This is a genomic window from Staphylococcus lugdunensis (genome assembly GCF_002901705.1).
Lineage (GTDB): Bacteria > Bacillota > Bacilli > Staphylococcales > Staphylococcaceae > Staphylococcus > Staphylococcus lugdunensis.
The window spans coordinates 180,510-201,401 of sequence record NZ_PPPV01000012.1; the positions used below are offsets into that span (position 1 = coordinate 180,510).

The following is a 20,892-nucleotide window of genomic DNA, read 5'->3' on the forward strand; positions in this document are numbered from 1 at the left end:
AATTCTGTCCCGCTCCCTATAAAACTCGCCATGCTCGTTAAGTGCAATAAAGGAATACCTGAGCTGAAGCTCATGGAGAAAATGGAACGCCTTTGCAGAGCAAATGCATAAGTTCCACTAGCCCAAAGACAGTGGAACTATAAAACTCGCCATGCTCGTTAAGTGCTTCTTTATATGCTAGAATATAGGTAAATATGGTCTGGAGGTTTGATTGTGGATAAATTAGTTTTAATTGATGGAAATAGTTTGAGTTTCAGGGCATTTTACGCTTTGCCTTTGCTGTCGAATAAGGCTGGTATTCATACAAATGCAATATATGGCTTTGCTATGTTACTAGAGAAAATATTGAAAGAAGAGCAACCTAATCATTTTTTAGTAGCATTTGATGCAGGTAAGACGACTTTCAGACACGAAAAATATAGTGAATATAAAGGTGGGAGACAAAGTACGCCTCCAGAATTAAGTGAACAATTCCCATATATTCGACAGTTATTAGATGCATATCATATTAAGTATTATGAATTAGAAAATTATGAGGCTGATGATATTATTGGTACGTTGAGCAAACAAGCTAAAGCGTCAGGGTTAGAAACGATTATTATTACAGGAGATCGTGATTTAACACAATTAGCAACGGACCATGTAACAATTTATTACACGAAAAAAGGGGTTACTGATGTAGATCATTACACACCAGAATTCATTGCTGAAAAATATAATGGATTGTTACCAAAACAAATTATTGATATGAAAGGTCTTATGGGAGATACTTCTGATAATATACCTGGAGTAGCTGGTGTTGGAGAAAAAACGGCAATTAAGTTACTTAACCAGTTTCATTCTGTTGAAGGTGTGTATAATCATCTTGATGAAGTTTCTGGAAAAAAACTTAAGGAAAACCTTGAGAATAGTAAAGCCGATGCGTTTATGAGTAAAGATTTAGCTACAATTAATTGTGACAGCCCTATAAAAGTGAATCTTAAAGATACAATTATGGGCGATTTAAATGATAATAAAGATAAAATTGAGCTTTTCCAAAAATTAGAATTTAAACAATTACTTAATGATATAGACAGTAGTGCTAGTGAAAATAACAGTGAGACTGAACACAATTTTGAAGTGATCCATCATTTTGATAATATAAATTTTAAAAAGCTAGATAATGCAATCATACATTTTGAAATTGATGGTAGTAATTATTTAAAGGATAAAATTTTAAAGTTTGGATTATATGCACAAAATCAATATATCGTTATTTCGGCTGAGGATATCCATCAATATACTGAACTCATTGAGTGGTTAGAAAATGATCATAATAATAAAATTGTTTTTGATGCTAAAAAGACTTATGTTGCTGCACATCGTTTAGAGATTAATCTGCAGCATATTGATTTTGATGTTATGTTAGCAAGTTATATTATTGATCCATCTCGTACTATAGAAGATGTTCAATCCGTAGTAAGTTATTATAATCAAAATTTTGTCAAAAGTGATATTGCTGTATATGGTAAAGGGAAAAAACGACAAGTTCCACTAGATGATGTGTTGGAAGTGCATATCGCTGCCATTATGCAAGCTATTTATAATTGTAAACCATTAATGTCAGACATTCTGTCAGACCATAATCAAATGGACTTGTTGAATAATTTAGAGTTGCCATTAGCGAGAATACTTGCTGACATGGAAGAAACAGGTATTTATACAGACGTAAATGATCTTAAGGAAATGCAAAACGAGCTTCAAGAAAAATTGGATAATCTTGTTTCAGAAATATATGAAGCAGTAGGTGAATCATTTAATATTAATTCACCTAAACAATTGGGCATTGTTTTATTTGAAACATTAAAATTACCTATTATTAAAAAAACAAAGACGGGTTATTCTACTGCGGTTGATGTACTTGAACAGTTACAAGGTAAACATCCTATTATTGATTACATTCTTGAGTATCGACAGTTGTCAAAATTACAATCAACATATGTAGAAGGCTTGCAAAAAGTCATAAGTGACGATCAACGTATCCATACGCGTTTTAATCAGACATTAGCGCAAACTGGACGTCTTTCATCAATTGATCCGAATTTACAAAATATACCGATTCGTCTTGAGGAAGGTCGTAAAATTCGTAAAGCCTTTAAACCAACGTCAGATGATTATGTTATTTTATCTGCGGATTATTCTCAAATTGAACTTCGTGTATTAGCACATATGACTCAAGATGAAAGTTTAAAAGAAGCTTTTATACATGGAGACGACATTCATGCTGCTACTGCTATGAAAGTGTTTGGAGTTGAAAAAGATCAAGTTAATGATTTAATGCGTAGACAAGCAAAAGCGGTTAATTTTGGTATTGTTTATGGTATAAGTGATTATGGTCTTAGCCAAAATTTAGGTATTACACGTAAAAAAGCAAAAGCTTTTATTGATGATTATTTGGCTAGTTTTCCAGGTGTTAAACAATATATGACCGATATTGTTAAAGATGCAAAAGCCAATGGTTATGTTGAAACATTATTACATCGACGCCGTTATATTCCAGATATTACGAGTCGCAACTTTAATTTAAGAAGTTTTGCTGAAAGAACAGCCATGAATACGCCTATTCAAGGTAGTGCTGCAGATATTATTAAATTGGCAATGGTTCAATTTGACAAAAATGTAAGAGAAACAAACTATCATGCCAAATTATTACTTCAAGTGCATGATGAATTAATATTTGAAGTTCCAAAGTCTGAGGTACAAGATTTTAGTGAATTTGTTGAAGAAATTATGGATAATGCATTAACACTTGCTGTCCCATTGCTTGTAGATTCTAGCTATGGAGCTACATGGTATGATGCTAAATAGAAAGAGGAAATAAAGTATGCCAGAATTACCAGAAGTTGAACATGTTAAAAGAGGTATTAAACCTTTTATAATTAACACGATTATAAAATCAGTAACATTTTCTTCAAAAGTCATTGACGGCAAGTCAGACGGGAAAGAAACAATCATTAAAGGGATTAATCTTGATGGTTTTAGGCAGTTTACAGAGGGTTATAAAATATATAAAGTAGAGCGACGCAGTAAATACATTAATATTTATATTGAAAAGAATCAGGAGTGCCGTGTATTGATTAGTCATTTAGGAATGGCAGGTGGTTTTTTTATCGTAAATCATTTAGATGAGATATATGCTCCAAACTATAGAAAACATTGGCATGTTATTTTTCATTTAAGTAATGGTAAATTACTTGTTTATTCAGATATTCGACGTTTTGGTGAAATTAGAAATGTACAAGCACTAAATAATTACGCATCGTTCAAAAATATGGCGCCCGAACCTTTTGACGAAAGCGCATTAGATCATTATTTGACTTATTTAAACCAACCTAAAGTACAGCACAAACCTATTAAACAATTAATCCTTGATCATAAAGTTATTGCAGGTTGTGGGAATATCTATGCTTGTGAGGCATTATATAGAGCTGCAATACATCCCGCCACTGAAGTGCAAAGCTTAAATCAGCAAGCAAGACAAAATCTTTTTTTAGAAGTTCAAGCCGTTTTGAATGAGGGTATTGAGTATGGCGGAACGAGTATCTCGGATTATCGTCATGCAGATGGTAAGACAGGCACGATGCAGTTACGCTTAAATGTATATAAACAACAGCAATGTAAAAAATGTGGACATAAAATAGAACAGCAAGTGATTGCTACACGTAATAGTCATTTTTGTCCGGTTTGTCAAAAATAATGAAAGAGTGAGTTTATGCCAAAAGTAATAGGACTAACAGGTGGGATAGCCACTGGTAAATCAACAGTATCAGAATTACTTACAGCCTATGGATTTAAAGTCGTAGATGCAGATATTGCAGCTCGAGAAGCAGTTAAAAAAGGTTCTGCTGGATTGGAGCAAATCCGCCAAACATTTGGGAACGAAGCCATTAATGATGATGGTGAAATGAATCGTCAATATATGGGTCAACTCGTGTTTAATCACCCTGATAAAAGAACAGAATTAAATGAAATTGTACATCCTATCGTGCATCAACTAATGGATAAAGAAAAATCACACTACCTTAATCAAGGTTATAATGTGGTGATGGACATTCCGTTACTTTTTGAAAATGAATTAGAAGATACGGTAGATGAAGTTTGGTTAGTATATACTTCAGAAAGTATTCAGATTGACCGGTTAATGGAAAGAAATAATTTAAGTTTGGAAGAAGCCAAAGCACGCGTATATAGTCAAATTTCTATTGATAAAAAAAGTAGAATGGCTGATATAGTAATAGATAATTTGGGGGATAAATTAGAATTAAAACAAAACGTAGAACGCATTTTGACTGATCAAGGATATATAAATCAAGAATAAATATAGAGGAACCTTTTACATACATTTGTAAAAGGTTTTTTATATAAAAAATTTCTAAAAACTAAAAGTAAACGCTTCCAATGAAGATAAATTATGTTATACTAATTGCATAAAGTATAACATAAAGAATATAAGGGGTGCTTTTAATGTCAACGAATATTGCAATTAATGGAATGGGTAGAATTGGAAGAATGGTGCTAAGAATAGCACTAAAGAATGAGGCATTGAATGTAGTTGCCATCAATGCTAGCTATCCTCCTGAAACAATTGCACATTTAATTAATTATGACACAACACATGGGAGATACGATAAAAGAGTAGAACCTATTGAAAGTGGAATTCGAGTGGAAGGCCATGATATTAAATTAGTGTCTGATAGAAACCCAGAAAATTTACCCTGGAAAGATTTAGAAATAGATATCGTCATTGAAGCGACCGGTAAATTTAACCATGGTGATAAAGCTAAGGCACATATTCAAGCAGGAGCTAAAAAAGTGTTATTGACAGGACCATCAAAAGGCGGAAAAGTACAGATGGTGGTTAAAGGTGTTAACGATCAAGACTTAGATACAGATACATATGACATATTTAGTAATGCGTCGTGTACTACGAATTGTATCGGACCAGTTGCAAAAGTTTTAAATGATAGTTTTGGCATTGAAAATGGCTTAATGACAACGGTACATGCAATTACAAATGATCAAAATAATATAGATAATCCGCATAAAGATTTGAGAAGAGCGCGTTCTTGTGGGGAAAGTATTATACCAACATCAACAGGTGCTGCTAAAGCATTAAAAGAAGTTATGCCAGAATTGAATGGCAAACTACACGGCATAGCACTTCGTGTGCCAACTCAAAATGTATCATTAGTTGATTTAGTCGTTGATTTAAAACAAAAAGTGACAGTAGATGAAGTTAATCATGCATTTAGAGATGCAAACTTACAAGGAATTATTGATGTTGAAGAGGCCCCTCTAGTTTCTAAGGACTATAATACAAATCCTCATTCAGCAGTTATAGATGCTAAAAATACAATGGTCATGGGAGACAATAAGGTTAAAGTTATAGCCTGGTATGATAACGAATGGGGATATTCTAATAGAGTAGTTGAGGTAGCAAATCAACTTGGAGAACTAATTAAATAAACAATTTATTACTGCATCAATACGAGGTAAGTTGGAAACTTACCTCGTTTTATATTTTAAGTCTTAACAGAAATAGAACAAGTATATTGTAAACTTAAGAATGTTTAAGGTTTACAATATTGATATCAAAGACTAAGATATAACTATATTGAAAGCAGAAAGGTATGTGGGGAAATGAACTTAGCAAATCAAATTATTAACGGGAAATATTTAACTCAGGCTGAGTGCTTAAAAATTTACAGGGATGCTTCTTTAGCTACATTAGATTTAGTGCATGAAGCTTATTTAATTAGACGACATTATTTCGGTCATAAAGTCAAACTAAATATGATTTTGAATGCAAAAAGTGGAATTTGTTCTGAAGATTGTGGCTATTGTGGTCAATCTAGAGAGATGAAGCACAAACAACGATACGCCTTGGTGTCAAATGAAACAATATGTAAGGGCGCAGATGTTGCTTCAAATAATAAAATTGGTACGTATTGTATTGTTATGAGTGGTAGAGGACCAAGTGACAAAGAAGTAGAACATATTACAAAAACGGTAAAAGATATAAAAAAGGATCATCCACAATTAAAAATTTGTGCCTGTCTTGGATTGGCTAACGAAGAGCAGGCAGAAAAATTAAAAGCTGCTGGAGTTGATCGCTATAATCATAATATTAATACTAGCGAGTCGTATCATGGGCAAGTTGTTTCAACACATACATATAATGAACGTATACAAACGTTATCATATATGAAAGAACATCATATTTCACCATGTTCAGGCGTAATATGTGGTATGGGTGAAAGCGATGAAGACATAATTGATATGGCTTTCGCATTGAAAAAAATAGATGCTGATAGTATTCCAGTGAATTTTTTACATCCGATACAAGGAACAAAATTTGGTAGTATGGATGATTTAACGCCTATGAAGTGTTTAAGAATATTATCTATATTCCGCTTAATAAACCCAACAAAAGAAATTCGTGTTGCAGGTGGCCGTGAAGTAAATTTGCGATCATTGCAACCACTTGCATTACAAATTGCAAACTCGATATTTGTAGGTGACTATTTAATTACCGGTGGTCAACCAAATGAGTTAGATTATCAAATGCTCGAAGATCTAGGTTTTGAAATTGATTATGGCAATGACGATGAAATTACTTTTAGTCATCCACAATTCAAATCAAAGTAAATACAGAAAAAACAACGTTACAATTCAACAAGCAACATCAATTAAAAAATATTTAATATATTGTTCTACTATTGAGAATAAGTAATATTTATTATGGAGGGGCAAACTGTAAAGTAAAGCCATGATTGAATAATTTTTCTTGAAAAAAGTAAAATAGAAAAGGTTTTATAAATATATAAGACTAGCGTGTATAAAAAAGTTATGTTAAATTGCTATTTGTTAAAATTCTGTATGGATTCAATGAACATGTCACTGCTTTTGTCAAAATAGAAAATATAGTATAATGAAGCATAATCTAATCAAGAGGGTGATATAAATGAAATGCCCAAAATGTAGCTCTACACATTCAAAAGTTGTTGATTCAAGACATGCAGATGAAGCAAATGCAATTCGTCGCCGCCGTGAATGCGAGAAATGCGGCACGCGTTTTACTACTTTTGAACACATAGAAGTGAGCCCATTAATCGTTGTTAAAAAAGATGGTACACGTGAACAATTTTTAAGAGAAAAAATATTAAACGGTTTGGTAAGATCTTGTGAAAAAAGACCTGTGCGTTATCAACAATTAGAAGATATTACAAACAAAGTAGAATGGCAATTGCGTGATGAGGGTCACACTGAAATTTCTTCGAGAGATATTGGGGAACATGTAATGAATTTACTTATGCATGTCGATCAAGTTTCTTATGTCAGATTCGCATCCGTATATAAAGAATTTAAAGATGTTGATCAGCTTCTAGCTTCCATGCAAGGTATCTTAAATGATAATAAACGGAGTGACTCTTAAATGACCATGCAAGCTTACCAATTTGATTTAAGACCAAGAGACAGTTTTGAAGTTATTCGTCATTTTGAGCTTAGTCAGGCTCACTTAGAAATATTAAATCGATTATATGCTCCATTGATTGGTACGCATGCCATTGGTTTATACCATTATTTAAATCAGTTTGTATCTGAAAATAATCAGGAATTGCTAACGCATTATACCATTATGAATGAGTTAAAGGTTAATTTATTAGATTTTAGAAAGACAATGGATTATTTAGAGGGGATTGGCTTGCTTAAATCTTTTGTGCGCCATCAATCTGATAATTCAAATTTTATCTATGAACTAATACAACCACCTACAGCTTATCAATTTTTTAATGATCCTATGCTGTCAGTTTTTTTATTTAGTGAAGTCGATAAAAAGCGCTTTGTACAGTTAAAACAATATTTTGAGCAAGATAGAAAAGATTTAACAAATTATCAAAATATTACGCACAAATTTACTGAAGTTTTTAAAATGCCTAATAAAGATATTAAAATTGATAGTCAAAACATTAAATCATCTCAATATTATAAAGGTCTTGATTTGTCTAATGAGCACTTTGATTTCGAATTACTTAAAGAGTTACTTCAACATCATTTTATTAGTAGTGAAATAGTTACAGATGAAGCTAAAGCTTTAATCTTACAATTGGCAACTTTATACGGTTTAACCGTTGAGGCAATGAAACGCATAATTTTAAACTCAATTACAAGTGCACAAACTTTATCGTTTGAAGAGTTACGCAAACAAGCAAGATCATATTATTTAATTGAGCATGAACAGCAATTGCCTAAATTAGCGATAAATGCTGATAAATATTATGATTCTGAGAGCCAACATACGCGTGATAACTCGACTAATACAAAACAAGACGAGTGGTTATCTAGTTTAGATAATATAAGCCCAGTTGATATGCTCTCCTCATGGTCGGGTTCAGAACCGACTCATCAACAAAAGCTGATGATAGAAGAATTGGTTAGTAGAGAAAAACTACCGTTAGGCGTCATAAATATATTATTACAATTTGTGATGTTAAAAAACGAAATGATGTTGCCTAAAAAATATATATTTGAAGTTGCTTCTAATTGGAAAAAATTAGGCATTTCAAATGCAAAAGAAGCATACGAACGAGCACTAAAAATGAATGAACCAAAACAAGTAGAGCGAAAACCTCAAAATGCAAAGAATCGTTATTATGGAAAACAAATTGTTTCTAGAGAGAAAACACCGAAGTGGCTGGAAAACAGAGACACTGCTAAAAGACAAGAGAAAATAAAGAAAAAAGATGACAATTTGGAGAAAGATAGACAACAATTCCTAGAGCAATTAAAAAAAGATTGGGGTGATGATTAATGAAAAGCTTTAAAAATATTATGGGATCAGATTCAAATTTAGAACAGCGTATTTCACAAATCAAGCAACAAGTTATTAACGATTCAGATGTTAAGCAATTTTTAACTATGCACCAAAGTGAATTAACAAATGCCATGATTGATCGTGATTTAAATGTATTGCAAGAATTTAAAGACCAGCAAAAGCATTATGATGGTCATGATTATCATTCATGTCCCAACTTTGTTAAAGGACACATACCTGAACTTTATGTTGAAGATGAACGCATAAAAATAAAATATTTACCATGTCCTTGCAAAATTAAATACGATGAAGCGCGTTTTGATAGCCAACTAGTTACTTCCCACCATATGCAGCGTGACACACTTAATGCAAAGTTAAATGATATATTTACTGAAGATCGAGATCGATTAGAAATAGCGATAAAAGCTAATCACATATGTAAAAGTATTATTAATGGTAAAAGTGTCAAAGGCTTATACATTTATGGACCATTTGGAACAGGAAAATCGTTTATTTTAGGTGCGATGGCTAATCAGTTAAAATCACAAAAAGTTGCCTCAACTATCGTATATTTGCCTGAATATATTAGAAGCTTAAAGAATGGTTTTAAAGACGGCAGTTACGAACAACGATTAGCTCGAATTAGAGAAGCTGGAATATTAATGTTAGATGATATAGGTGCTGAAGAAGTAACTCCATGGGTTAGAGATGAAATTATTGGACCTTTATTACATTATCGTATGGTTCAAGAATTGCCAACTTTCTTTAGTTCTAATTTAAGCTTTGAAGAGTTGGAACATCATTTGTCTATAACACGTGAAGGGGCAGAAAAAACAAAAGCTGCAAGGATTATAGAGCGTATAAAAAGCTTAGCTGATGATGTATATTTAGAAGGAAAAAATTATAGAAACAATTGATATTTTAAATATGTGTTGTATAATGAACGTAAATCTATATCGTTGAAATTTTTGAAGATATGACATGTTAAGGGTATTATTTAGAAAGCCATTGGTTGATGAAAAATGGTTAATAACTTTTCGTGTTACTCCTTCATTTGTAGACATTTGTAATGAATGTCCGGCTCAAGACCGTTATCTTATGTAGAGGTAGAGTGATGATATATTCATGTAAGTACTTTAAGATATATGAATTTTCATTACTTAATTAGGGTGGCATCGCGATAATCTCGTCCCTTTGTTGGGATGGGATTTTTATTTTGCTGCTATATATAATAAAGAATCAACGATACTAGTTCATATTTTAGGAGGATGTTAGTATGACCAAAATAAATATTCAATTTCCTGACGGTAATAAGAAGGCTTTCGATAAAGGTATTACTACTGAAGAAATTGCACAGTCAATTAGTCCTGGATTACGTAAAAAAGCTGTAGCTGGTAAGTTTAATCAGCAACTCATTGACTTAGCACGACCACTTGAAGAAGATGGAGAAATCGAAATTGTTACTCCTGGTAGTGAAGAAGCATTAGAAGTGTTAAGACATTCAACAGCACATTTAATGGCAAATGCATTAAAACGTTTATATGGAAATGTACAATTTGGAGTTGGTCCGGTTATTGAAGGCGGGTTCTATTATGACTTTGATATGGAAAATAAAATTTCCTCAGACGATTTTGAAAAGATTGAAAAAATGATGAAACAAATCGTTAATGAAAATCATAAAATTGAACGTAAGGTTGTTTCTAGAGAAGAAGCTAAAGAATTCTTTAAGGATGACCCTTATAAATTAGAATTAATTGATGCAATTCCTCAAGATGAGATGGTCACATTGTATTCACAAGGCGACTTCACAGATTTATGTCGTGGGGTACATGTACCTTCAACAGCAAAAATCAAAGAATTTAAGTTATTATCTACTGCAGGGGCATATTGGCGTGGAGATAGCAATAATAAAATGCTTCAACGTATATATGGAACTGCTTTCTTCGACAAAAAAGACTTAAAAGCACATTTACAATTACTTGAAGAACGTCGTGAACGTGATCATCGTAAGATTGGTAAAGATTTAGAGTTGTTTACAAATAATCAGTTAGTTGGTGCTGGATTACCTCTTTGGTTGCCAAACGGTGCGACAATACGACGTGAAATTGAGCGCTATATCGTTGATAAAGAAGTTAGTATGGGATATGACCATGTTTATACACCTGTTTTAGCAAATGTCGATTTATATAGAACTTCTGGTCATTGGGCTCATTATAGAGATGATATGTTTCCACCGATGAAATTAGATGAAAATGAAGAAATGGTATTACGTCCAATGAATTGTCCTCATCATATGATGATTTATAAAAATAAACCACATTCTTATCGTGAGTTACCAATCCGTCTTGCTGAATTAGGCACAATGCATCGTTATGAAGCAAGCGGTGCAGTATCAGGCCTACAGCGTGTTAGAGGTATGACTTTAAATGACTCACATATTTTTGTTAGACCTGACCAAATTAAGGATGAATTTAAGCGTGTAGTTCATATGATTCAAGATGTATATAAAGACTTTGGATTTGAAGATTATACATTCCGCTTAAGTTACAGAGACCCTGAAGATAAAGAGAAGTATATGGATGACGATGATATGTGGAATAAAGCAGAGTCAATGTTAAAAGAAGCAGTTGATGAGCTTGGTTTGCCTTATGTTGAAGCAATAGGTGAAGCGGCATTTTATGGTCCTAAACTAGATGTTCAGGTTAAAACTGCTATGGGCAAAGAAGAAACATTATCAACAGCACAACTGGACTTTTTATTGCCAGAGCGCTTTGAATTAACTTATATTGGTAGTGATGGTGAGTATCATAGACCAGTCGTGATACATCGTGGCGTTGTATCTACGATGGAACGTTTTGTCGCTTTCTTAACAGAAGAAACAAAAGGCGCTTTTCCAACATGGTTGGCACCTAAGCAAGTTGAAATTATCCCAGTCAATGTTGATTTACATTATGACTATGCAAGAAACTTGCAAGATGAATTAAAATCCCAAGGTGTACGAGTTGAAATTGATGATCGCAATGAAAAAATGGGTTATAAAATACGTGAAGCACAAATGCAGAAAATTCCATATCAAATTGTTGTCGGTGATAAAGAGGTTGAGAATAACCAAGTTAATGTTCGTCAATACGGCTCTCAAGATCAACAGACGCTTGAAAGGGACGAATTTATATGGAATTTAGTTGATGAAATCAGACTAAAAAAACATAGATAGTCTTGTAATATAGTAGGAATTAATGTATATTCATTATATAAAATTTTAAATTTGAGTTAGAGGTTGCAACTTTAATAAGTAACTTATCTATAGTTTTTATGGGACGCATATAGGTGAGTGAAAGGTAATGTTGCCGAAGCAAATGTTTATCCATAATAAATGTTTGTTGGGACAGTTATCGAATAGATACTGTACTGTCACAATATGTGATGTGCTACCAATATAGAAAAAATGGTTGTATATCTCTTATAGATATGTAACCATTTTTTATGCTTTAACATCGATTCGTTTGATAAAAAGAAAAGGACGCGATAAAACACTTGTAAAACAATAATAATTTCTCAACGGAAATTTTTGTGTATTTGACGATATAAAGATACGTTCATCATGTGTTTTGTCCCTTATCTACAATTGAAAACGGGTGTATTTAGCTAGCCTCTACGTAAAAGAAAGGGAGCTTTTATGTCTAAGATTGAAAGTCAAAATGGCGGTATTATACGAGGATTAAAAGACCGTCATATTTCTATGATTGCTATGGGAGGGTGTATTGGTACAGGACTGTTTATGACTTCTGGTGGTGCCATACACGATGCAGGTGCGCTTGGCGCATTGATAGCATATGCAATTATTGGTATTATGGTATTTTTCTTAATGACTTCTTTAGGAGAGATGGCAACATACTTACCTGTCTCAGGTTCATTTAGTACTTATGCAACGCGCTTTGTAGATCCTTCATTAGGTTTTGCATTAGGTTGGAATTATTGGTTTAACTGGGTTATTACGGTTGCTGCGGATGTAACTATTGCCGCGCAAGTTATTCAATATTGGACACCAATGGCAGGGATACCTGCATGGCTATGGAGCTGTATCTTTTTAGTCATCATATTCTCATTGAATTCATTATCTGTAAGAATCTATGGTGAGAGTGAATACTGGTTCGCTTTAATTAAAGTTGTTACGGTTATTATTTTCATTGCTATAGGTCTTCTAACTATTATTGGAATAATGGGTGGTAAATTTGTTGGCTTTGAAACATTTACTAAAGGCGAAGGACCTATACTTGGTGGGAATTTCGGCGGAAGCTTGCTATCTATATTAGGTGTGTTCTTAGTAGCAGGTTTTTCATTCCAAGGTACAGAACTTATAGGGATTACTGCTGGAGAATCTGAAAATCCAGAGCGTGCCGTGCCAAAGGCGATTAAACAAGTGTTTTGGAGAATATTGTTATTTTATATTTTAGCAATTTTTGTTATTGGAATGTTAATACCTTATGATAGTAATGCCTTAATGGGCGGAGATAATAGCATCGCAACTTCTCCATTTACATTAGTTTTTAAAAATGCTGGATTAGCTTTTGCCGCATCATTTATGAATGCAGTTATTTTAACTTCAGTATTATCCGCTGGTAACTCTGGAATGTATGCATCAACAAGAATGCTTTATTCAATGAGTAAAGATAAATTAGCATTCCCGATTTTCGGGAAAACTAATAAATATGGTGTGCCATATTTATCTTTATTACTCACAGCAATATTAGTGATCATTATCTTTTTAGTTCAAAAGGTTAGTGGCAATGCATATGAATATATCGTTGCGGCAAGTGGCATGACTGGTTTTATCGCATGGGTAGGTATTGCTGTAAGTCACTATCGATTTAGACGTGCATTCCAACGACAACACCATAATAAAAAAGAATTAAAATACAAAGCTAAATGGTTCCCATTTGGACCTATTTTTGCTGGTATTCTATGCGTTATTGTTATCATAGGTCAAGATGTGGATTTCATTAAAACTGGTGAATTTGATTTAAATCGCTTTGTTATTACTTATATGGGTATTCCGGTATTCTTAGTGTTCTTTATCTATCATAAATTAAGATACAAAACCAAAAAGATTCCACTAGAAGAAGTTGATTTAAGACAAGATGTTCACATGAATGAAATAAAACACCATTAATTTATAAAAGTAATTGACTTAATCATATAATGTTGTTATGATTGTATACGTTGAATACGAAACGTACCAAGTAGAAACACCCGTTTCTCACCTGTAGCGACGCATCAAGCTGTTGGCAGGTTAACATGACAGGCATTATTATGTCAGATTAAAGAGCGGGTATGTTATACCTGCTCTTTTTTGCTTGGAAAATTTCGTAAAATTTTGGGAGGTGTCAATCATAGCAAAAGATCAAACTCAAATTAATGAGAAAATTCGTGCTAAAGAATTACGTTTAATCGGACAAGATGGTGAGCAAATTGGAGTGAAATCTAAACGTGAAGCGTTAGAAATGGCTGAACGCGTAGAATTAGATTTGGTTGTAGTAGCTCCAAATGCTAAACCGCCTGTTGCAAGAATAATGGATTATGGTAAGTATAAATTCGAGCAACAGAAGAAAGAAAAAGAAATGAAGAAAAAACAAAAAGTCATCAATGTTAAAGAAATTCGTCTAAGTCCAACTATTGAGGAACATGATTTCCAAACGAAGTTGAAAAATGGACGTAAGTTCTTAACCAAAGGTGACAAATGTAAGGTTTCAATTCGCTTCAGAGGCCGTGCAATTACACATAAAGAAATTGGTCAACGTGTTCTTGAAAAATTTGCTGACGAGTGTAAAGATATTGCCACTGTTGAACAAAAACCTAAAATGGATGGGCGTCAAATGTTTATCATGTTAGCGCCAGTCAACGAAAAATAATTTAACGATTAGTAGGAGGAAATGGATCATGCCTAAAATGAAAACTCACCGTGGAGCAGCTAAACGTGTTAAAAGAACTGGTTCAGGACAATTAAAACGTTCTAGAGCGTTTACTTCACATTTATTTGCAAATAAAAATACAAAACAAAAACGTCACTTACGTAAAGCAAGATTAGTTTCTAAAAGCGACTTAAAACGCGTAAAACAATTACTTGCATACAAAAAGTAACAACCAATAATGAACATATAGAGTGATTTACTAAGGAGGAATTTAATATGCCACGAGTTAAAGGTGGAACAGTAACAAGAGCGCGTCGTAAAAAAACGATTAAATTAGCTAAAGGTTACTTTGGTTCAAAACATACATTATATAAAGTAGCAAAACAACAAGTTATGAAATCAGGTCAATATGCATTCCGTGACCGTCGTCAACGTAAACGTGATTTCCGTAAATTATGGATCACACGTATCAATGCTGCAGCACGTCAACATGACATGAGTTATTCTCGTTTGATGAATGGCTTAAAAAAAGCTGACATCGATATTAACCGAAAAATGCTTTCTGAAATCGCAATTTCAGATGAAAAAGCTTTTGGCGAATTAGTTTCTAAAGCAAAAGAAGCTTTAAAATAATATTTCAAAAATCCGGGACATAGAGGTATCGGATTAAAACAAAAACGCTAAATTCTATCATGTTTCAATAGAATTTAGCGTTTTTGTAGTTTTTTATAACTTATAGCATGCAGTATTGATTTCAAGAGAAGGATAGAGAGAATTTTAAATCATCTTTATATTATTATTATGAGACTTATGTCCAAGACTCTACACCATTATTCACTTTTCATTACATTGTCAATCATTTTAATAGTTTGATAAAATGTGAGATAAGAAATATTTAATAAGGAGAAAAACATGTCTAAATTTGATGAACAAATTATTGTAGTTCCTAGATCAATATTATTTGATAATAATAAAAATGCATTTAATGGTTTTTTAACCAAACATGGTAATCAGGGTGAAGAGATATTTAATAAGTTAGACGCTTATGAAGTAAAACGACGTGGTGATATGGAAGAAGATCCAAGTTATAAACAATTAATATCTTACTGCTTACTCGAAAATGAAAATGGTGAAATATTAGTTTATGAACGTTTATCAGGTGGTGGCGAGCAAAGGTTACACGGACAGAGTTCAATTGGCGTAGGTGGTCATATGAATGACGTCGTAGGCGCCGATAATGTCAATGAAGTACTTCGTGTCAATGCACAAAGAGAATTAGAGGAAGAAGTTGGTCTATCATCAGACAAATCGCAGAATATGCAATATATTGGTTTTATTAATGATGATAATAATGAAGTTGGTCGTGTACACATTGGTGTTGTCTTTAAAATTACAGTCAATTCCAATGATGTAGAGGCTAAGGAGACAGACACGTTAAGAATTAAATGGATGGAACAAGGTAAAATAGATAATTATGACGATTTTGAAACTTGGAGTACTTTAATTCTACAAGATTTGTATTAATTGAGGTGTAAATAAGATGTCCGATGTTATACCTTTTCCTAGATCACAACTAAAGCTAACAAACGAAATTATTGATGCTCATAAAAATAAAAATCATACGTTAGTTTATGATTTATTTGAAACATACGAAGCACATTTTGAACTTGATGAAACGCTGTCTTTGATTAAATGTGAGACATTACTACAGCTAAATGCTTTTTTAGAGCTCAGAGAAGAAACGATTATTTTATTAAAGAAGGGCTTACAAAAGTATGATGAATTAATGATATATTACATTCAAAGTTTAAATGGCTTGGGACAATACTTTGAAGCAGTGGAAGTTATTGATCAAATTATTGATGAAGTAAAACTTCATGAAACAAGGATGGCACTTCATCCTATGCGTGAATTTGCTAAAGCACAATTATTAGAAGATAAACAACGTGTGACGGATATGCTTGGTCGCTTTGAATCATTATCGCGACGTGAGCAATCTCAACTGATATTACAACTTATTGATAATGGCCATTATGAATTTAAAGATTCAATTGCTAACATTATTCATTATTATCAAATACCACCACATGTGCTTAGTGTAATGATCGAGTATCTAAGATTTGCGCAATATTCAAAAGAAATTTCTATTCGAAAATATAGTCAAACATTTACAGTCCAACCTAATTTATTACTAGGTTTTGAGCATACATCTATGAAGACACAAGTGATTCCTGAAGTAATGAAAAAACTGGAAGACAATGAATTTAATCTTTTAAATGAAGCAAGACATATTATGAATAATCACACCATTTTACTTTATCCACTGGATATATATGATTTGTATAATAAGCAACAGTGGATAGATGGCTATGTTACTTATTTTAAATCTATGTTTGATTTAAGCCACAACGAAGACAATATGAGTATATTGTGTTTTATTCAGCAATTAGATAAAGATGTGTAGGCTAATCGCTTTTAAATTGAAGATGTATCAGTTAATATAAATTTGTTGTGAAACTACACAAATATGGCTAAACACCAGAATATCAATGTTTGTCTCCATAATTGTCGTATGATATAATGATAGAGTTGAAAAATTAAAAAAGTAAGCATGGAGGTATTTATACATGACAGCAACTTGGGAAAAAAAGGAAGGTAACGAAGGATTATTGACAGTTACAGTTCCTGCAGAAAAAGTAAACAAAGCGTTAGATAAAGCTTTTAAAAAAGTAGTTAAACAAATTAATGTACCTGGTTTCCGTAAAGGAAAAGTACCACGTCCAATCTTTGAACAACGTTTTGGTGTGGAAGCATTATATCAAGATGCAGTAGATATTTTATTACCAGAAGCATATGGTGAAGCCATTGAAGAAACAGGTATCAAACCAGTTGATCAACCTGAAGTAAACGTAACTCAAATTGAAAAAGGCAAAGACTTTGAATTTGAAGCAACTGTTACAGTTGAACCAGAAGTTGAATTAGGTGACTATAAAGGTTTAGAAATTGAAAAGCAAGAAACAGAATTAACAGATGAAGAATTACAAGAGTCTATTGACCATAGTTTGAGTCATTTAGCTGATATGGTAGTTAAAGAAGACGGCGTAGTTGAAAATGGCGATACTGTAAATATTGACTTCTCTGGTTCAGTAGATGGTGAAGCATTTGAAGGTGGACAAGCTGAAAAATACGATCTAGAAATCGGTTCAGGGTCATTTATTCCAGGATTTGAAGAACAATTAGAAGGCTTAAAAACTGGAGAAGAAAAAGACGTTGTTGTTACTTTCCCAGAAGAATATCATGCTGAAGAATTAGCTGGTAAAGAAGCTACATTCAAAACTAAAATCAATGAAATCAAATTTAAAGAAGTTCCAGAATTGGATGATGAAATTGCGAACGAATTAGATTCTGAGGCAAATTCAGTTGATGAGTATAAAGAAAATCTACGCAAGCGTTTAGCTGAACAAAAAGAGACTAACGCTGAAAACGTAGAAAAAGAAGAAGCAATCAACAAAGCAACAGAAAATGCTAAAATTGATATTCCTCAAGCAATGATTAATACTGAATTAGATCGTATGGTTCAAGAATTTGCACAAAGAATTCAGCAACAAGGATTAGATTTACAAACGTACTTCCAAATTTCTGGTCAAGATGAATCTCAAATGAGAGAACAGATGAAAGGCGATGCAGAACAACGTGTTAAAACAAACTTAACACTTACAGCAATTGCCGATGCTGAAAACATTGAGGTATCTGAAAAAGATATTGATAAAGAATTAGAAAAAATGAGTTCACAATTTAACCTTTCAGTTGAAGATATTAAAAATACATTAGGAAATACAGATATCATCAAAAATGACGTTCGTATTCAAAAAGTGATCGACTTATTACGCGACAACGCAAAATTAGTAGAAGCAAAATCTGAAGACAAAGAATAAACAGCGTCAATGTAACAAATCAAATTGAGATATTTATGTACTCATTATTTCTCAAATTATTATTTTAATAGATAATTGAAGGTAGCAGGTGCATCATTTATGTATCTGCTACTCTACATTTAAGCAGAAGAGTTGTAGAAGTATTAAGTTGCATTGTAAAATGCATTCTAGTATAGTCGTTAGGGAATAGAGGTGTAAAAGGAATGTTTAAATTTAATGAAGACGAAGAAAATTTAAAATGTTCTTTCTGCGGTAAGGATCAAGATCAAGTAAAGAAATTAGTAGCAGGAAGTGGCGTTTATATATGCAATGAGTGTATTGAGTTATGTTCAGAAATTGTTGAAGAAGAGTTAGCACAAACATCCTCGGAAGAATTTACTGAAGTACCTACACCTAAAGAAATCATGGCACATTTAAATGAATATGTTATCGGACAAGAAAAAGCAAAAAAATCATTAGCAGTCGCTGTGTATAATCACTATAAACGTATACAACAATTAGGTCCAAATGAAGATGAAGTTGAGCTTCAAAAAAGTAACATCGCGTTAATTGGACCAACTGGTAGTGGTAAAACATTGCTCGCACAAACGTTAGCGAAAACATTAAATGTACCATTTGCTATTGCGGATGCAACAAGCTTAACAGAAGCTGGTTATGTGGGCGATGATGTTGAAAATATTTTATTACGCCTTATTCAAGCAGCTGATTTTGATATAGATAAAGCGGAAAAAGGTATTATATATGTCGATGAAATTGATAAGATTGCTCGCAAATCTGAAAACACATCTATCACACGTGATGTCTCTGGTGAAGGAGTACAACAGGCATTGCTAAAAATTTTAGAAGGTACGACTGCAAGTGTACCGCCACAAGGTGGAAGAAAGCATCCAAATCAAGAACTAATTCAAATCGATACGACTAACATACTATTTATTCTTGGTGGTGCTTTTGATGGTATTGAAGAAGTGATTAAACGTCGTCTTGGTGAAAAAGTAATTGGCTTTGCTAGTAATGAAGCTGATAAATATGATGAAGAAGCACTACTTGCACAAATTAGACCAGAAGATTTACAAGCATATGGCTTAATTCCTGAGTTTATTGGGCGTGTGCCAGTTGTAGCAAATTTAGAAACATTAGATGTTAAAGCATTAAAAAATATTTTAACACAACCTAAGAATGCGCTTGTAAAACAATACACTAAAATGCTTGAACTAGATAATGTCGATCTTGAGTTTACGGATGATGCATTGTCTGCAATTAGTGAAAAAGCGATAGAACGGAAAACAGGTGCACGTGGCTTGCGTTCAATTATTGAAGAAGCATTAATCAATATTATGTATGATGTGCCATCTACAGAGAATGTCTTTAAAGTTGTTATTACGTCAGATACAATAAACAATGAAATAGAACCAGAATTATATGACTCAGAAGGACAATTAATTAATAAAAATAAAACTTCAGCTTAAATTAGAAATGAAAGCGAAATGAGAATTTAATTACAATTCCATTTCGCTTTTTATATTATTTCATAATGACAATTTGAGTATGAAAATGATAAAGTAATTTAGGAAAGATTTTTAAATGATAAAGCGAGGATACAATATGAAGATAAATCCCAACAATATTGAGTTATTAATCAGTGCCGTAAAGGAAGAGCAATATCCAGATACTAATCTTTCAGAAATAGCTTTAAGTGGTCGTTCTAATGTTGGAAAATCTACGTTTATCAATAGTATGATTGGTAGAAAAAACATGGCACGCACATCTCAGCAGCCCGGGAAGACTCAAACATTAAACTTTTATAATATTGATCAACAACTCATATTTGTAGATGTACCCGGATATGGCTATGCAAAAGTGAGCAAATCTCAAAGAGAAAAGTTTGGCAAAATGATTGAAGAATATATCACAACTCGTGAAAATTTAAGGCTTGTTATTCAATTGGTTGACTTACGCCATGATCCGACACAAGATGACATATTAATGTACAATTATTTAAAGCATTTTGATATTCCAACGTTAGTTATTTGCACCAAAGAAGATAAAATTCCTAAAGGGAAAGTGCAAAAGCATTTGAAGAATATAAAAGAAAAATTAGATTTAGAAGATGAAGATAATATCATTAGTTATTCTTCAATTAAAAACAGTAGACAACAACAAATATGGAATTTACTTGAACCTTATCTATAAAGAT

The 20,892-nt window shown here is 32.7% G+C and carries 18 protein-coding genes, 1 riboswitch and 1 other annotated feature; all 18 genes read left to right on the top strand.

Annotated elements, in window-relative coordinates; translation table 11 throughout:
• Nucleotides 1–213: 213 nt before the first annotated feature.
• The 18 genes from polA (at nt 214) to yihA (ending at nt 20,888) form a co-directional block, all read left to right on the top strand.
• Entirely contained in the window at nt 214–2,847 is a 2,634-nt protein-coding gene (polA, locus tag CD041_RS01600; RefSeq protein WP_070648412.1) for a DNA polymerase I, read from the top strand.
• 16 nt (nt 2,848–2,863) lie between these two features.
• Nucleotides 2,864–3,736 (top strand): bifunctional DNA-formamidopyrimidine glycosylase/DNA-(apurinic or apyrimidinic site) lyase, encoded by an 873-nt coding sequence (mutM, locus tag CD041_RS01605; protein ID WP_070648413.1) that lies wholly within the window; start codon nt 2,864–2,866, stop codon nt 3,734–3,736.
• A gap of 15 nt (nt 3,737–3,751) precedes the next feature.
• Nucleotides 3,752–4,357, top strand: coding sequence for a dephospho-CoA kinase (gene coaE, locus CD041_RS01610; RefSeq protein ID WP_002478055.1), 606 nt, complete (start codon nt 3,752–3,754; stop codon nt 4,355–4,357).
• A gap of 146 nt (nt 4,358–4,503) precedes the next feature.
• A complete protein-coding gene (gap, locus tag CD041_RS01615; protein ID WP_002458885.1) occupies nt 4,504–5,505 on the top strand; it encodes a type I glyceraldehyde-3-phosphate dehydrogenase in 1,002 nt (333 codons plus the stop codon).
• 174 nt (nt 5,506–5,679) lie between these two features.
• Nucleotides 5,680–6,687 carry a biotin synthase BioB gene (bioB, locus tag CD041_RS01620; protein ID WP_062077719.1) on the top strand — a complete coding sequence of 336 codons (1,008 nt, stop codon included), beginning with the start codon at nt 5,680–5,682 and terminating at the stop codon, nt 6,685–6,687.
• Nucleotides 6,688–7,003: 316 nt separating this feature from the next.
• A complete protein-coding gene (nrdR, locus tag CD041_RS01625) occupies nt 7,004–7,474 on the top strand; it encodes a transcriptional regulator NrdR (RefSeq protein WP_002458887.1) in 471 nt (156 codons plus the stop codon).
• On the top strand, nt 7,475–8,851 hold the full coding sequence (dnaB, locus tag CD041_RS01630; protein ID WP_103284503.1) for a replicative helicase loading/DNA remodeling protein DnaB: 1,377 nt from the start codon (nt 7,475–7,477) through the stop codon (nt 8,849–8,851).
• Nucleotides 8,851–9,771 carry a primosomal protein DnaI gene (gene dnaI / locus CD041_RS01635; RefSeq protein WP_002478058.1) on the top strand — a complete coding sequence of 307 codons (921 nt, stop codon included), beginning with the start codon at nt 8,851–8,853 and terminating at the stop codon, nt 9,769–9,771. The genes dnaB and dnaI overlap by 1 nt, the downstream gene beginning before the upstream one ends.
• A gap of 359 nt (nt 9,772–10,130) precedes the next feature.
• The gene (gene thrS / locus CD041_RS01640; protein ID WP_002458891.1) at nt 10,131–12,068 is read left to right on the top strand and encodes a threonine--tRNA ligase; all 1,938 of its coding nucleotides are present in this window, start codon (nt 10,131–10,133) and stop codon (nt 12,066–12,068) included.
• A 49-nt stretch (nt 12,069–12,117) separates the two neighbouring features.
• Nucleotides 12,118–12,293, top strand: a riboswitch (Lysine riboswitch).
• A gap of 237 nt (nt 12,294–12,530) precedes the next feature.
• The gene (locus CD041_RS01645; RefSeq protein ID WP_002458892.1) at nt 12,531–14,024 is read left to right on the top strand and encodes an amino acid permease; all 1,494 of its coding nucleotides are present in this window, start codon (nt 12,531–12,533) and stop codon (nt 14,022–14,024) included.
• Nucleotides 14,025–14,086: 62 nt separating this feature from the next.
• Nucleotides 14,087–14,212 (top strand) — a sequence feature (ribosomal protein L20 leader region).
• Between the two features lie 23 nt (nt 14,213–14,235).
• Entirely contained in the window at nt 14,236–14,763 is a 528-nt protein-coding gene (gene infC / locus CD041_RS01650; RefSeq protein WP_002478060.1) for a translation initiation factor IF-3, read from the top strand.
• 28 nt (nt 14,764–14,791) lie between these two features.
• Entirely contained in the window at nt 14,792–14,992 is a 201-nt protein-coding gene (gene rpmI / locus CD041_RS01655) for a 50S ribosomal protein L35 (RefSeq protein WP_002458894.1), read from the top strand.
• Nucleotides 14,993–15,039: 47 nt separating this feature from the next.
• The gene (rplT, locus tag CD041_RS01660) at nt 15,040–15,396 is read left to right on the top strand and encodes a 50S ribosomal protein L20 (RefSeq protein WP_002458895.1); all 357 of its coding nucleotides are present in this window, start codon (nt 15,040–15,042) and stop codon (nt 15,394–15,396) included.
• Between the two features lie 279 nt (nt 15,397–15,675).
• Complete coding sequence (locus CD041_RS01665) at nt 15,676–16,287, top strand: NUDIX domain-containing protein (RefSeq protein WP_070648416.1); 612 nt, start codon at nt 15,676–15,678, stop codon at nt 16,285–16,287.
• A gap of 16 nt (nt 16,288–16,303) precedes the next feature.
• A complete protein-coding gene (locus CD041_RS01670; protein WP_002478062.1) occupies nt 16,304–17,227 on the top strand; it encodes a hypothetical protein in 924 nt (307 codons plus the stop codon).
• 163 nt (nt 17,228–17,390) lie between these two features.
• A complete protein-coding gene (gene tig, locus CD041_RS01675; RefSeq protein ID WP_002478063.1) occupies nt 17,391–18,698 on the top strand; it encodes a trigger factor in 1,308 nt (435 codons plus the stop codon).
• Between the two features lie 203 nt (nt 18,699–18,901).
• Entirely contained in the window at nt 18,902–20,164 is a 1,263-nt protein-coding gene (gene clpX / locus CD041_RS01680; RefSeq protein WP_002458899.1) for an ATP-dependent Clp protease ATP-binding subunit ClpX, read from the top strand.
• Nucleotides 20,165–20,300: 136 nt separating this feature from the next.
• On the top strand, nt 20,301–20,888 hold the full coding sequence (yihA, locus tag CD041_RS01685; RefSeq protein WP_037543113.1) for a ribosome biogenesis GTP-binding protein YihA/YsxC: 588 nt from the start codon (nt 20,301–20,303) through the stop codon (nt 20,886–20,888).
• The last annotated feature ends 4 nt before the right edge of the window (nt 20,889–20,892 follow it).